Below are 16,234 nucleotides of genomic sequence, written 5' to 3'. Positions count from 1 at the left end.
AGAGATTAAAATGAAAGCAAATTTGCAGGAATTATTTGAACAGTACTTTCAAGTAGCGGAGCAGGTTCAAATAAACCTATACCCAGTAGACGATAATATGGTACCTGAAAATGAGTACCAATTAGAGGCTGCCATTCCCCCACTATTCAAGCTTGCCAATGAAATCAATGCACTGGACCTTAATGCCCTGAGGCCCCTACGCAACCTAGGCGATACCGCTAATGAACTCGCGGCCTACTTACAAGCACAATCACGCAAAATTGACCTAATCATTAGCCACATTCTTGCCACTGAAGAGCCTGACGACAGCAGCTTATACTGTGACAGCTATGGTGGTGGAGGCTTAACGGTTACATTAGAAGACGAGTATGAAGTAGGTCAGTCGCTGCGAACGAAAGTATTTTTACGCAATGAAGCTAGTGCTATTTTTTGCTACTCCCAAGTACTGGCCAAGCAACAATCAAAGTATACCTTAGTGTTCACCGCTATCAGAGAAGCTGATCAAGAGTTATTGGTTCGCGCCAGTTTACATGCACAAACCAGGCAACTAAAACAAAAACAGCAAAAGGAGTAAAAATCACACAATCAAACTCAGCAACCTCAATTAAACGCGTCAAAATTTACTGACACCTCTGAGGTTAATGATAAACTATAGGCTTATTATTCTATGGTGATGATTTAATGAGTTTTACTTTACTCCCTGAATGGGCAGAACAAGATGCCGTGATGCTCACTTGGCCGCATTCGCAAACTGACTGGAGAGATATTCTCAGCGATGTAGAGCCTGTCTATGTCGTACTTTGCCAACATATTACTCAAGTTCAAAAAGTGGTTATTGTGGCGCATGATGAATCGCTAAGAAAACACATTGAACGTTTATTAGCAGACGCCAATGTTGACATAGCCCAATGCCAGTTTGTCGTTACGCCCTGTAATGACACTTGGGCACGTGATCATGGCCCGCTAACAACACAAAATAGCACCATGGAACTGTGTGTAAAAGACTTCACGTTTACAGGTTGGGGTGATAAGTTTGCCGCTGAACTCGATAACAAAATCAATCAACAGCTTGCCACACAAGTGTTAAACCCCAACTGCACCTTTGAACCTGTGGATATTGTACTTGAAGGCGGCGGTATTGAGATAAACGAGCATAAAGTATTACTGACAACATCTGAGTGCTTGTTGAATCCGAATCGTAACCCACATTTAAGTAAAACCGAGTTAGAGCTGGTATTGCAAAAAGAGTTCGGTGCAGAGTCTTTCTTGTGGCTTGATCATGGCTACCTAGCAGGAGATGATACAGATAGCCATATCGATACCCTAGTGCGCTTTGCACCACACAACACTTTAGTGTATGTAAAATGCGACGACAAAAGTGATGAGCACTACGATGCGCTGAATAAAATGGAACATCAGTTACGCTCGTTTCGTACGCCATGCGGCAATCCCTACAAGCTGATTGACCTGCCGTGGCCTAGTGCTAAGTATGATAGTGACGGGGAGCGATTACCTGCCACTTATGCAAATTACCTTATTTTAAATAAAACGGTTTTAGTGCCAATTTATGGTGATGAAAAAGACCAAGAAGCACTGGGTAAAATCTCCCTTGCCCACCCTGAAAGAACAGTAATAGGCGTAAACTGTTTACCAATCATTCATCAATTCGGTAGCTTGCATTGTATTACTATGCAGTTACCCAAAGGTTTTTTAAGGTAAGTATCATGGCTGAAAAAAACATAAAAGTCGGTGTTGTGCAGCATAGCAACTCGGCTGATCTAAAAAGCAACTTTGCTAAGACTTGTGATGGCATCAAAGCCGCAGCGGCGCAAGGCGCAAAACTAATAGTATTGCAAGAACTACATCGCAGCTTATACTTTTGCCAAACAGAAGACACCGATCTATTTGATTTGGCAGAAACTATCCCAGGTCCAAGCACTGAGACCTTAGGTGCATTAGCCAAAGAGTTGAATGTAGTTATTGTTGCCTCGTTATTTGAAAAACGTGCAACAGGGCTTTACCACAATACTGCGGTTGTACTTGAGTCTGATGGTACTATCGCTGGTAAATACCGTAAGATGCACATTCCCGATGACCCAGGCTTTTATGAAAAGTTTTACTTTACGCCTGGCGACATGGGCTTTACACCGATCCAAACTTCAGTGGGTAAACTTGGCGTCTTAGTGTGCTGGGATCAGTGGTTTCCTGAAGGTGCACGTTTGATGGCGATGGCTGGAGCTGAGTTTCTTATCTACCCAACAGCAATAGGCTGGGATCCAAGAGACGACAAAGCTGAGCAAACACGCCAACGCGATGCCTGGATCATTGCTCAACGCGCTCACGCCGTGTCTAATGGTGTTCCGGTGATTAGTGTTAACCGTGTTGGTCACGAAGCGGATCCTTCAGGACAAAGCGAAGGGATCCAATTCTGGGGTAACTCGTTCGTGGCAGGTCCACAAGGTGAGATGCTATTACATGCTTCGGAACAAGACGAAGCCGTCTGTGTGGTAGACATAGATTTGGCTCGTAGTGAATCAGTTCGTCGGATCTGGCCGTATTTAAGAGACAGACGAATCGATCACTACCAAGATCTTTGTAAAATCTATCGCGATTAATAAATAGGAGTAGTCAATGGCGAACGTGCAGTGGAATAATTTACCATGGGTAAAATCTAATAAGGACAAAATCACTTGGGGTAACCTAGTTGGTAGTAGCCTGTCACTCTGTTTAAGTGAAAGCATTCAAAAACACGATAACCTCGTGGTGCTCATTACTCCTGATACTCCTTCTGCACTTCGTCTTGAGCATGAGCTGGCGTACCTGTTAAACGACACGCCAGTGATGATGTTTCCAGACTGGGAAACTCTGCCCTATGACCACTTTTCACCGCATCAAGATATCATCTCGCAGCGCCTAGCAACACTAAACACGTTAAAGCATGAGAAGCAGTCAGTGCTGATCATTCCTGTGTCAACACTTATGCTGCGCACAGCGCCACCGAGCTTTATTCATGGTATGAGCTTGCAGGTTAAAAAGGGAGATACCGTTGATGCCCAAAGTCTCCGTGAGACGCTTACACAAGCAGGTTACCGACACGTTCAACAAGTTATGGAGCATGGCGAGTTTGCAGTACGCGGCTCGATTATAGATTTGTACCCTATGGGTAGCCCTCTTCCTTTTCGATTAGACTTTTTTGATGACGAGCTTGACTCAATCAGGCATTTTGACATTGAAAGTCAGCGTTCAAATGACGAAATCGAAGCGATAGATCTGTTGCCAGCTCACGAGTTTCCAACCAATGCCGAAGATATTGAGCGATTTAGGATCAGCTATCGTGAAGCTTTTGGTGCAAGCAGTGAAAAAGACAGTATTTATATGCAGGTTAGCAAGGGCAACTGGCCTGCTGGTATAGAATACTACTTGCCGCTGTTTTTTGATTCACTCGCTACTATATTTGATTATTTACCTAACGACGCCGTCATTATGCCATTTGGGGATATTGAGTCTGCGGCTCACACATTTTGGCAAGATGTATCAAAACGTTATGAAAACCGAAAAGTAGATCCGCTTCGTCCACTGTTGGCACCTGCCAAGCTATACCAACCGATAGAAACACTCTTTGAAGGCATAAATCGATTTCCGAGAATAAAGCTAAGTCAAGCAAAACTCGGGACAAAGGCTGGCCATCATAACATCAATGCAGAGTTGATAGATGATGTCCGTATTGAGCACAAGCAGAGTAATCCATATCAAAAAGTGCTTGATTACATCACTAAACAAAAGAAACAAAAATCCAGAGTACTATTTAGCGTGGAGTCTGAAGGACGACGAGAGTCGTTATTAACTCTACTCAAGCCCACAGGCCTAAAACTAACTCCCTTCAAACGGATCGGGGATTTTATAGCCTGTGATGCTGATGTTGGCATTATCGTCACCCCACTGGCGACCAGTGTCAGAGTGCAAGAGACTCGCTCCCTTTCTATTATCACCGAGCAAGAGCTGCTTGGTGTAAAAATTTCACAAAAACGCCGCCGAAAGCATAAATATGAACAAGGTCAAGATGCACTGATCCGAAACCTAGCTGAATTAAAAGCAGGCCAGCCGATTGTACATCTAGACCACGGTGTCGGTCGCTACTTAGGGCTAGAAACAATAGATGCCGCCGGTGTTGCTACTGAATTTGTAACAATCACCTATGCCAATGAAGCAAAATTGTACGTGCCAGTGTCATCGCTGCACATGCTCAGTCGCTACTCTGGTGGTGAAGAGGCCTCAGCACCACTGCACAAACTTGGCAATGACGCGTGGGAAAAGGCAAAGCGTAAAGCGGCTGAAAAAGTGAGAGACGTGGCTGCTGAACTTCTGGATATTTACGCAAAGCGTCAAAGTAAACCCGGTTATGCTTTCAAGGTTGATGCAAACGCCTACCGAGATTTTTCCGACAGCTTTCCATTCGAAGAAACCGACGACCAACGCAACGCCATCACCGCGGTATTGGCTGATATGCAGTCAAGTCTTGCAATGGACAGGCTCGTGTGTGGTGATGTTGGCTTTGGTAAAACGGAAGTTGCGATGCGCGCTGCATTTGTTGCGGTTAATGACAGCAAGCAAGTCGCGGTTTTAGTCCCTACCACTTTGCTTGCTCAGCAACATTTTGAGAACTTCAAAGATAGATTTGCAGATTTACCTGTTGAAGTGGGCGTATTATCCCGATTTAACTCAGCAAAAGAGCAAAAAGAGACTCTGCAAAAGCTCGAAGAAGGCAAAATTGACATTGTTATTGGCACGCATAAGCTTATTCAAGAAAATATAAAATTCGCTGATTTAGGCTTATTAATTGTCGATGAAGAGCACCGTTTTGGGGTCAGGCAAAAAGAAAAAATCAAACAACTCAGAGCCGATGTTGATATTCTAACGCTCACAGCAACCCCTATTCCACGTACATTGAATATGGCCATGAGTGGCATGCGAGATTTATCAATTATTGCTACGCCACCGGCAAAGCGGTTAGCAGTGAAAACCTTTGTCCGCGAACGAAATGACGAGTTGATCCGCGAGGCAATATTGCGCGAAATCAAGCGCGGTGGCCAAGTGTACTTTTTACACAACAATGTAGAGACTATCGATAAAATAAGTGCTGACATTTCAGCCCTAGTTCCCGAAGCGAATGTAACAACGGCACACGGGCAAATGCGTGAAAAAGAACTAGAACACCTGATGGGAGAGTTTTATCATCAAAAGTACAATGTCCTTGTCTGTACCACCATCATTGAAACTGGCATAGATATACCATCAGCTAATACTATCATTATGGATAGAGCTGATAGGCTTGGTTTAGCGCAGCTTCACCAGCTACGTGGGCGAGTTGGCCGAAGCCATCATCAAGCCTATGCCTACCTACTAACAAAAAATTCCCAAGCATTGACCAAAGACGCAGTAAAACGTTTGCAGGCAATAGAACAGTTAGAAGATCTTGGAGCAGGTTTTGCCCTCGCTACCCATGATTTAGAGATCCGTGGTGCTGGAGAACTATTGGGTGATGATCAAAGTGGTCAGATCCAAACGGTTGGATTTACACTTTACATGGAAATGCTGGAACAAGCCGTTGAAGCCCTCAAAAACGGTAAAGAGCCAACTCTTGATAACTTACTTCAACAACAAAGTGAGGTTGACCTTAAGTTCCCAGCCCTACTTCCTAATGACTATATTCATGATGTTAATATTCGTTTAAGCATGTATAAGCGGATCGCCAGTGCTAAATCTCTACAAGAATTAGATGAATTGCAAATAGAGCTAATAGACCGATTTGGCTTACTGCCGGATGCAGCGAAAAATTTATTTGCTGTACAATCTGTTAAGCTAAAAGCAACTCAACTTGGCATCAACAAAGTTGAAGCAAACCCTAAAGGTGGTTTCTTCGAGTTTAGTAGTCATACAAAAGTTAACCCAACATTCATCATTGGCTTGATACAAAGTAGCCCTTCAACCTATAGGATGGAAGGTGCAAATAAACTGAAGTTTATGATTGAAGAAAAGAATGGCCAAGAAAGGTTAAAGCTAATAAAAGCCATGATAGATGACTTTGAGAAAAAGGCGGTAGCATGAAAATAATAAAAAGCATAAGCCTATTGGCAGCGCTAGCTAGCAGCCAGTATGCTCATGCTGTACGCTGGTTTGAGGTTGAAATAATCGCGTTTGAGCAAGCATCAGCCAACGCACTGAAAGAGGACTTTAGTATTGAACTTACGCCTCTGCCACGCAAAAATATTAAACCGCTATTGCTTGAAGGGTTTAATAACACCGGTCATCAATTATGCTTACAAGGCAGCGAGCAATTTATAGAACCGAACTTGATAAAGGCCCTTACACAGGGCAATTACTCTACTATCTGTAACCCTGATGTAGACTATGTTGCAAAGTTTGACGAGTTACCTCTTACACCCCGTGTTGAACCACAAGAGCATATGAATGCTATCTATTTGCTCGACAAAACTCAGCTAAATTTTACAAACAAGATTAATGAGCTGAAACGCAAAGGGTTAAACCCCATATTACATACAGGGTGGCGCTTTCCAGAACAAAGCAAACGACGCGCACCAAATATTGAAATCATCGCGGGTAAGCAACATAAGCCACCGTTGAGCTATACTGTTACACAAAGCGGCGATAGCTTTTCCGCCCTTACTCGCCCTTTCGATGTTGAGGCGCATAATCCTCAAGCGCATTTTCAACTAGAAGGGCAAATCAAGATCCATGTAAGGCATTACCTTTACGTGACAACAAACTTAGATTTACGATACGAAGAAGGTCAAGATACTCGTACCGCAAGAATGTCTCAATATACTCGCGTGTATAGTGGAGATATACATTACTTAGACCACCCAAAACTTGGTGTGATCTTCCAGATAAGAAAATATAAACATTAGATGGGCAGCATAATGAAAAAAATAGTACTTGCATCGATATTACTCGGCCTTACAGGCTGTTCTAAAGTAACCGTTGAAAACTACAATAAACTAGAAGTTGGTATGGACAAAACTGAACTAGAGCAAATTCTCGGTTCAGCAGATAACTGTGAAGAAAAAACACTTCACACTAACTGTATTTGGGGAAGTGACGATAAACATATCAAAGTTACACTGCTTTCAGATAAAGTAACGCTGTATTCAAAAAAAGGGATTGAGTAAAGGTAACCCCTTTTCAGTGAAAAAATAAGGCCACATCAAAGTGGCCTTTTTTTGTTAATGCTTCAACTTAGAAATTGTAGGTGAAGTTAACAAATGCTCTTCTTCCCCACGGGTCATAAATTGCTGAGTCCACCCCAGAACCGCCGACATACTCAGGTAGAAGTTTATCAAAAATGTTACGCACACCTAGCTCAACGGAAAGATCGTCTGTTGCTAAGTAACGAGCTGATAAATCATGATATACCGTGCTTGGTGCATACGGGTAAGCAGCATCTTCAGGCGTATCGCCTTCTTTTTTACCATCCACCGTATACGTTTCTTTCAAGTCAATGATAGCAGATCTATCGATAAAGCGGCTGCTCCAAGTCACTGATAAATCATCGAGACTATATGTTGCTCTGAAGGTTGCTTGCCACGATGGATCACCTAGCTCTCCATCCTGACGATCTGGCTTATCAGGGTTATTTTGGAACGCGTAAGTATCATACTCAAACACATGGTTTACAAATAGGTTAAACTTAGTTTCACCCGGAAGCGAGAAATCAGCAAGATCAAGATTATAGCTAAAGTCAGCCTCTACGCCCGATAAAACGCGTTTTGCGGTATTCTGGTAACCAGACTCAACAAACGTAACAGAGTTGTTGTTTGGATTTCGTGTAATTTGCGAGCAGTAAATAGGGTCAAGTGCTGGACCATCAACACAGTTATTCACGACTGCTTGAGGTTTAATTGACTGAATCGCATCTTCAATTTCAATATCGTAGTAATCGATACTAAATGAAAAGTCTTCAAACGCTGTTGCAACAAACCCGACTGTAAATGAAGTAGATTCTTCCGTTGTCAAGTTTGGATTTCCACCAAGGATTACCCGTTTACTGGCATTATCTTGACCGACATGATCCGCTGGTATACCAAGTGCCGCACAGTTTGCTGCACGATTCGGGTTATTTCCCAGTCTTGATTTATCACATGGATCCCAAACACGAGCAAAATCAGGGCTACGAGGTGAGAATGCTTCGGTTACGTTTGGTGCTCGTACCGCTTCACTGTAGGTACCACGAAGACTATACCCTTCAATAGGTGACCACATAAAGCCAACCTTCCACGCATCAACTTCACCTGCATGTGAGTAGTCTGCTCGTCTAAACGCACCGTCAATACTTAAATCATGTGCTAAGAAAGCATCTGATAGAATTGGTAGGTTTACTTCTACAAACCACTCTGACACATCATATTCACCATATGTATCTGGTGTAGCAACCTCATTCAATGCACCTGATTTGGTTAATTCGTCGGTAACTGAACCAGATGATTCCCATCGTTTTTCATAGCCAAGTGCCATTCCCATTGCACCACCAGGCAACTCAAACCACTCAGCACTATCAAATGACAATGAACCACCAAAGTATCTTTGTTTGATTGTATCTTGGCGAGTTACGTTAGCACTCACCCAAGCTTTCGCCTCATCAGAAACTTGATCATAACCAAATGGGTTATACGGTACACAGTTTTTCACATCAACGGTTGCAGGGCTTGAATAGTCGTCACCTTGCATAGATGGTACATTTGCGCGGCAGTCTGCTTGACCAGTCTTGGGGTTGATCACTGCATCTAATGCCGCAACCCAATTACCTATAATTAGATCATTAGCTTGAATTCGGTCATTTTCCGTACGCCCATAAGAGTAATAGACATCATAGTCAAACAGGGTGTCACTGATGGTAAAATCACCTTTAACACCTGAAACAAGTCTAAATGTTTCGCGTTTATTTCTAGCTTCTCGGTTACCGATCTCGTCAAAAAACTTATTTATACTTATTTCTTCTAGGTTAACCTTATCATTTTGCGCCGCTTTAGCCTTGAAGAAGTCTAGTGTTTCTTGCGATACAAAAGGGTTTTCTAATAAGTTAACGGTATCACCATCACCAAAACGATACGCTGGCTGAGCCTGCTGAGTAATATCAGAGCGCACGTATTTTACATCTGAGTAAAACTTAACGTTGTCATTGATTTCGTAGTTAAAGAACGACCCTACTGTGACCTTGTCACGCTCTGGAAGGAAGTTTTCATATCTTGATGTTGAAAAACATAGCTCACAGCCATCAGGAAAACTACCAAAAGCTTGCGAATTAGACAAATCTCTCGTAGGCATTAATTGACCGTTGCCTGCGTTATCAAAAGTGTAATTCGTTCTATTATAATCTAAAACCGCAGTCTGACTGATCCACTCTGATAGGACATTTGGTGCCCACACCTTATCAGGAATACCATCATCTTCTCCAGTATCTGCTGGATTATCAGCAATGCTACTTTCAGTATAATGGCGCATATCACGCTCCATTACTTCAGCAACAGAATCCTTAGTAATATATACTGTAGCGTTACCTCTACCGTCTGCTGTAGATGCGCCGCCCACTAAGCTAAATGTCTTGTTTTTATTACCAATACCGTGCAGTGAGTCACTATAGCCAACTTTTAGTTCAAGCCCTTCAAAGTCATCTCTGGTAATAATGTTTACTACACCAGATACCGCATCAGAACCGTAAATCGCAGAAGCACCACCTGTGATAACCTCAACACGTTTAATCATTGATGTTGGGATTGTAGATAAATCAACTACGGCCGAGCCTTGCTGACCTGCAACGTGACGCTTACCATTTACAAGTACCAGTGTTCTATCTGTACCTAAACGGCGTAAGTCGATTGTACTTGAACCCGCATTTTCACTGCTACCAGTGTTAGCTCTTAACGTACCTGTCGCACCAATTGCTGGTAGCTCTGAAAGCACCTGTGCTAAATCAGGTATACCAGCTTGTTCGATTTGCTCACCTGTTAAAGTAATAGTAGGTGAAGGCTGAGTAAGCTCATACCGCGCAATACGCGAACCTGTGATCTGAATTCTTTCAAGCTCCTTGGCTTCGTTATCATTCTGCTCGGCTAATGCCGTTCCAGACAACGTTGCCGCAGCAAGAAAAGACATTTGAATTGAGCTAAGAATTTTATTTTTAGCAAACATCGAATTTCCCTTTGTTGATATTAATTATTATTTTAAATAATGTTTTTGCGATGTTTAGACTTGGTAACAACCAAACTAACCCTTTCTTTTTACCTTTTTTGAAAACAAAATAAAAGCACACTTTCTCACATTTTGTGTCATATACGCTCACTTCCGTAAACTTATCAAAACAAATTAACCAAAATGGGAGCTATTTCTAATCACATGAAATAAATGGATATTTTTAAAAACACCACAGAGCCTGTAGTAAAAATGTAAAAATTAACAAACTGTCAAATTTGTAGAGCTAGCTATAGAAGTGCTTAATTATGAATGATAATTTTGGCTGATTAAGACATAGCCAGACCTTAAACCTATTCGGTAAAATCTAAACAAGTTGAAATATGGATTAAACTCTATTTTATGAGATATAGAAATTGTTTTATTTTTAGAAACAATCTACTTCACACTGTTCTCGATAAAAAGTTTCCAATGGATCACTAAAAATTTTCTACTGCAAATTTTTCACTCGAACTAAACCGCTAGTAAACGATTGAGTAACGGGCTGAGATATATAATCGCGCTCGGGGTGACTCTATCTGATATAATTCATGAGTATTGAAACTGCACAGGCTGCGAGCCAACTTCAGACTAACTTAGCGCCGAAGAAGGCAGTTATAACTGACAGAAACATCGATACTGCGGGCGCTTATGGAGGTTAATATCCGCTTGTTTTTATAGCTTATCTTTTATGACGTGAGAATTACTTACCGGTATATGATGACAGTTTATACTTTCTAGAGCTACAAATGATCAACCGATAGCCAATAAAAAAGGGTCATAATGACCCTTTGCAACAAGTAGAAACTAGCAAAAACAAAGATCAGCGCATTGCCATCATCATTTTAGCTGGCTCCTCTAGGAAGGACTTCCACAAATTATTGAATCGCGCAATTGTACCACCATCAATAATACGGTGGTCACCAGACCAACTTACCTGCATAATTGAACGTGCAACCACATTCCCTTTGGCATCAAAGCGCGGTAGCTGCTGAACCTTACCAAGTGCAACAATAGCAACTTCAGGTTTATTAATAATAGGTGTAGCGACCGTACCACCAATTGCGCCTATGTTAGAGATAGAGATAGTACCGCCTTTAAGTGAATCAGGAGATACTCGCCCTTCCCTAGCCGCCTCAGTCAACTCAGTAACTGATTGGGCGACGTCCACAATAGACTTGTTTTGGCATGATTTAATATTCGGCACCAATAAACCCAGTTTACTATCTACAGCCATACCAATATTGTGGTCATCGAAGTAAGTTACTTCGGTGCAATCATCATTTACTTTTGCATTTAAGATAGGGAACTCGTTGATTGCAAGTGATAACGCCTTGATAAAAAATGGCATCATCGTCAGCTTGATACCTTGTTTAGCATATTGCTCTTTTAAGGTTCCACGCAGTGCAATTAAATCCGTCAGATCAATCTCATCACAATATGTAAAATGCGGGATAGTCGATACCGAAGCCACCATCTGTTTTGCCATTGCGGCTTTCATACCGCGCAGAGGTTCAACTCTTGTTCCACCTTCTGAGGTAGACAGCGGCTTTGGCGTTTCAACTGGTGCTGCTTTACTTGACTCAGATTTGGCCGTATCAAGATTAACGCCGTGCTCAAGGAAATGCTCGATGTCCTCTTTGTATACACGACCGTTTTTACCAGAACCGGGCACTTCACACAGGTCAACGCCTACTTCACGTGCCTTTCGGCGCACTGCTGGCGAAGCAATCGCTTTACCATTTTTTGGAAGACTTCGCGTCGCATCACCAGTTACCGTCGCAGATTGCTCTTTGCTTTCTTTGGGCTTGTGGATGTCCGCCACTGGATCATCTGATTTTCCAGCATGTGATGATGCCAACCTCATCTGAAATAATGGGCTATGTACCTGTGCAATCTCACCTTTTTGGTAATGTAACTTTTCCACAATACCGTCGTATTTTGCAGGGATTTGCACCAGTGCTTTGTCCGTCATCACGTCGCAAACGGCTTGGTCTTCTTTGATTTCATCGCCCTCGGCGACAAGCCATTCAACAATCTCGCACTCAACGATTCCCTCACCAATATCTGGTAGAATAAAATCCTCTAATACTGAGTTTGTTGAAGTGCCTGATGAAGACTGAGGTGCCGACTGCTCCGCTGGTGATGTTTGCTCGCCAGCAACGTCCATTGCAAACAAAGGTTCGTGCACTTTCGCAATTTCGCCTTTTTCGTAATGTAGCTTTGTGATCACACCATCATGTACCGCTGGGATCTGCACTAGTGCCTTGTCAGTCATGACATCGCAAATTGGTTGATCTTCTTTTACCTCGTCACCAACAGCCACTAACCATTCAACGATTTCGCACTCTACAATGCCTTCACCAATATCGGGTAAGATAAATTCTTTAGCCATAACTTATCCTTAAAACTCCATAGAACGTTTAATAGCAGCAAACACTTTAAGTGCATCTGGCACATATTCTTTTTCCAGTGCTAAAGGATATGGCGTATCTAATCCACAAACCCGCTCAATTGGCGACTCTAAATGTAAAAAACACTCTTTTTGAATGGTAGCCGCGATTTCTGCACCAAAACCATTAGTAATTGGCGCTTCGTGGCTCACAACTAAACGGCCGGTTTTGATTACTGATTTTGCTACCGTCTCAACATCCCAAGGAAGAATGCTTCTTAAGTCGATTATTTCACAGCTAATACCTGCCTCTGCTGCTTTTTGCGCTGCTTGTTCGATGATCTCCATTTGCGCACCCCAAGCAAGAAGCGTAATATCCGATCCTTCCTCTATGACTTCCGCCTTGCCAAGCTCAATGCTGTAATCTTCTTCTGGTACTTCACCAACAGACGCTCGATACAAGCGCTTCGGCTCAAAGAAAATAACCGGGTTATCGTCTTTAATCGCAGCACGTAGTAAGCCTTTAGCTTGGTAAGGGTTACGAGGCACGACAATCTTAAGACCAGGTGTATGGGCAAAATAAGCTTCTGGTGATTGTGAGTGATATAAGCCACCTGCAATTCCGCCACCGTATGGCGTGCGAACCGTTAGGTTACCTACATTGAACTCATTACCCGAGCGGTAACGGAATTTTGCAGACTCGTTTACTATCTGATCAAACGCAGGAAAGATATAATCAGCAAACTGGATCTCAGCAAGTGCAGGAGCACCAAATGCCGCTAGGCCATTGGCAAAGCCCAAAATACCTTGTTCGGTCAACGGCGTATTAAAAACACGGTGCTTACCATACTTTTCTTGTAGACCAGAAGTTGCACGAAATACACCGCCAAAGTAGCCAACATCTTCACCAAAAATACAAGCCTGTGGGTGCTCTGCCATGGTGATATCTAACGCCGAATTAATGGCGTGTAACATGTTCATTTTAGCCATTATTTTATTCTCCCTGCGGTAACTGGATATGCGTCAGGATAGGTTTTAATATGTGCCTTCAATTCTTCATATTGTTTTTGTAATGATGGAATTGGGGTGTCATAGACATCAGAAACCAAATCTTCTAGCGCAGGTTTTTGTACTTTTTCTGCTACCTTTAACGCTGCTAGAATATCTTCGCGGATCTTTTCTTTTTCGAGATCATCCTGCGCTTCATCCAGCCAGTCTTGCTTTAGGAGCCATTGCTTAAACCGATTTACCGGACAGCTGTTTTTAAACTCAGCTTCTTCATCTTTTGTACGATAACCAGAAGGATCATCAGAAGTAGAATGAGCACCCAAACGATATGCGATAGATTCGATCATCACAGGCTCACCATTTTCTACAGCAATTTTACGCGCGGCTTGTGTCGCAGCATATACTGCAAGAGCGTCAGCACCATCTACTCGAATCGTTTTAATTCCATATCCAACACCACGAGCAGCGATACCGTCGCCTTTAAATTGTTCATCCGCTGGTGTGGAGATAGCATAGCCGTTGTTGCGAGCATAAAAAATGACGGGTGAGCCATGCACAGCCGCCATATTTAGACCTGCGTGAAAATCACCTTCAGACGCGGCTCCTTCGCCAAAGTAGCAAATAGTAACGTTTTCTATTTCAGACGTTAACTCCCCGGTCTCTTTATCAATATGCTTCAGCTTTTGGCCATAAGCATAACCGGTAGCCTGCGGGATCTGGGTACCTAAAGGCGATGAGATTGTCAAATAATGCAATGCCTTGGATCCGTAGTGCACAGGCATTTGACGACCTTTACCTAAATCTTTCTCATTGGAGAATAGCTGATTCATGAACTCTTCTAATGAAAAACCACGATAATGGATTGCGGCTTGTTCACGGTATTGAGCCATGATCATGTCATCTTCTTTTAGCGCTGCGGCACTTGCCGTAACGGCTGCTTCTTCGCCAAGACACTGCATATAGAAGCTAATACGCCCTTGACGCTGAGCACCTTGCATACGCTCGTCAAGTAAACGAATAAAACGCATTGTGGAATATATTCTTAATGCCGTTTCTTTATCAATTTCTGGTGCTGTTGCACCGTCTAAAACATCGCCTTGGTCACTTAAAATCTTTAATGTAGGGATATTGAGTGCATGACCATCTATAAATTCCAGCGCATGGCTGATATTTAAGGATATATTATTGGGGTTAGTCATAACCTACCTTCTCTTGTTGTCATAACAAACTTACTGAGCTCAACCCCTGCCCCCTCACATACAACCAGAGTACAGCTGATGTAAGACGAAAAGAGCCATAACTCACCTCGCATTTATGATTGTGTTAATTGGTCTTAATGACTTTTGTGGTTAGCGTGAGTAACTGGTCTAACAACTTATCAAAGACTGAATAATATTTGCGATTTAAGTAAGTAAATTAAATTAAAGCTATTCAACTTTACGTTAACGTAAACGGTTATTCAACTAATCCTAGATGAATAACCGCCAAAATACATCAATGTTTTTGGAAAGATTTCGATACGATGGAAGGCTTATTTTTACATTATTGATTTATATAAAGTTTTCATCCACTTCTAATGGTACTACCGTTAATAATGCACGTTGACCCAGTGCAACATTGGCATTAGGGAAGATAATTGCCTCACCGTCGACCTCTGCAAAGTATTGTTGTTCTCCGTCAGTAGCCAATAGTTCGCCTTTCGCAAATCCAGTAAAATTCACCGCAGAATCAGAGAATGGGAAAGAAAATTCAGGCTGTGTCCGATTGATAGTACGGTGTACCATAAATAACTCAAACTCATCTGCATTAAATTCTTTATATTCTACATTTTTTTGGCTAATTAATGCTTTTAGCGTTTCTTTGGTTTTTGCAAAGCTCGCCATATTATTTTCACCAAATGGTTTTACCTGCCCAAGTTCGATGGTAAATGCGTCGGCCCCAAACTGGTAAGAAGAAAAGTAACTAAATGTCGTTGCCGCCGAGCGCATCATTAACACGGTGTTGACACCGCATGACAATAAAAATTGCAGCTGTGATTTCTTCCACGGCTTACCATGTAAGAAGGGGTATACTGCAAACTTTTCGTTTTTCGAACCCCGAATAGCAGTATGAAGATCGTAATGACATCGGTAGCGCTCGCTTCCACCTTTTTCAAAGAAGGCTCGAACGTATCCCTCTAGTTTTTGCGCTCTAACCTTTTCGGGGTTATCTATTTCTTGATTATGTGCGCCGTTAAATAAGCGGTTTAAATTCTCATCGACAAAGCGCTGGCCAATGTTTATGGATTTCGGGTTACCGAAAATAAACAGCACACGCTGCGCTAACGTCAGCTTACCAGTGATAATATGTTGGATAAGCTCGTCACATATCTCTATCGGTGCTGTTTCGTTTCCGTGCACAGCGCTAGACAGTACGATGTCTTTTGTCGTTTCACCCACTGGAGTAAACTGGATCACACCGGTATCGAGCACTTCAACTAAGGTGCCATTGTTTAATGTGAAACTGACAGGTTCTAGAGTAAATTCGTTATTTCTTGTGAGTGTAAGAAAGTCACCGTTTTGTTTTAATTCTGCTAAGTACGTCATAATTCCA

11 protein-coding genes are annotated in these 16,234 nt (G+C 42.4%); 6 read left to right on the top strand and 5 right to left on the bottom strand.

The window, feature by feature from the left end; genetic code table 11:
* Positions 1-10 precede the first annotated feature (10 nt).
* The 6 genes from J8Z24_RS08090 to J8Z24_RS08065 all read left to right on the top strand — a co-directional run bounded on the left by J8Z24_RS08090 (position 11) and on the right by J8Z24_RS08065 (position 7,187).
* On the top strand, positions 11-574 hold the full coding sequence (locus J8Z24_RS08090; RefSeq protein ID WP_125251399.1) for a PilZ domain-containing protein: 564 nt from the start codon (positions 11-13) through the stop codon (positions 572-574).
* A gap of 107 nt (positions 575-681) precedes the next feature.
* The gene (locus tag J8Z24_RS08085; protein WP_252095582.1) at positions 682-1,719 is read left to right on the top strand and encodes an agmatine deiminase family protein; all 1,038 of its coding nucleotides are present in this window, start codon (positions 682-684) and stop codon (positions 1,717-1,719) included.
* Positions 1,720-1,724: 5 nt separating this feature from the next.
* Positions 1,725-2,615 (top strand): carbon-nitrogen hydrolase, encoded by an 891-nt coding sequence (locus J8Z24_RS08080; protein WP_147389703.1) that lies wholly within the window; start codon positions 1,725-1,727, stop codon positions 2,613-2,615.
* 16 nt (positions 2,616-2,631) lie between these two features.
* Entirely contained in the window at positions 2,632-6,105 is a 3,474-nt protein-coding gene (mfd, locus tag J8Z24_RS08075) for a transcription-repair coupling factor (RefSeq protein WP_252095581.1), read from the top strand.
* Positions 6,102-6,926 carry a CsiV family protein gene (locus J8Z24_RS08070; RefSeq protein WP_176031713.1) on the top strand — a complete coding sequence of 275 codons (825 nt, stop codon included), beginning with the start codon at positions 6,102-6,104 and terminating at the stop codon, positions 6,924-6,926. Before mfd ends, J8Z24_RS08070 begins: the two co-directional genes overlap by 4 nt.
* A gap of 12 nt (positions 6,927-6,938) precedes the next feature.
* On the top strand, positions 6,939-7,187 hold the full coding sequence (locus J8Z24_RS08065) for a DUF3862 domain-containing protein (protein WP_128729666.1): 249 nt from the start codon (positions 6,939-6,941) through the stop codon (positions 7,185-7,187).
* Between the two features lie 67 nt (positions 7,188-7,254).
* Here J8Z24_RS08065 and J8Z24_RS08060 read toward each other — a convergent pair whose 3' ends face one another.
* The 5 genes from J8Z24_RS08060 to astE form a co-directional block, all read right to left on the bottom strand.
* Entirely contained in the window at positions 7,255-10,203 is a 2,949-nt protein-coding gene (locus J8Z24_RS08060; RefSeq protein WP_147389697.1) for a TonB-dependent receptor domain-containing protein, read from the bottom strand.
* Between the two features lie 862 nt (positions 10,204-11,065).
* Positions 11,066-12,637 (bottom strand): dihydrolipoyllysine-residue acetyltransferase, encoded by a 1,572-nt coding sequence (locus J8Z24_RS08055; protein WP_252095580.1) that lies wholly within the window; start codon positions 12,635-12,637, stop codon positions 11,066-11,068.
* Positions 12,638-12,646: 9 nt separating this feature from the next.
* Positions 12,647-13,624, bottom strand: a complete 978-nt coding sequence (locus J8Z24_RS08050) for an alpha-ketoacid dehydrogenase subunit beta (RefSeq protein WP_125251407.1) — start codon at positions 13,622-13,624, stop codon at positions 12,647-12,649.
* Entirely contained in the window at positions 13,624-14,841 is a 1,218-nt protein-coding gene (locus tag J8Z24_RS08045; RefSeq protein ID WP_125251408.1) for a thiamine pyrophosphate-dependent dehydrogenase E1 component subunit alpha, read from the bottom strand. Before J8Z24_RS08045 ends, J8Z24_RS08050 begins: the two co-directional genes overlap by 1 nt.
* A gap of 351 nt (positions 14,842-15,192) precedes the next feature.
* On the bottom strand, positions 15,193-16,227 hold the full coding sequence (gene astE / locus J8Z24_RS08040) for a succinylglutamate desuccinylase (protein ID WP_252095579.1): 1,035 nt from the start codon (positions 16,225-16,227) through the stop codon (positions 15,193-15,195).
* Between the last annotated feature and the right edge of the window lie 7 nt (positions 16,228-16,234).

The organism is Pseudoalteromonas sp. SCSIO 43201 (assembly GCF_023716725.1).
Classification (GTDB): domain Bacteria; phylum Pseudomonadota; class Gammaproteobacteria; order Enterobacterales; family Alteromonadaceae; genus Pseudoalteromonas; species Pseudoalteromonas peptidolytica.
The sequence above is the reverse complement of the archived record's forward strand: the minus strand, read 5'-3'. Positions and strand labels throughout refer to the sequence as shown.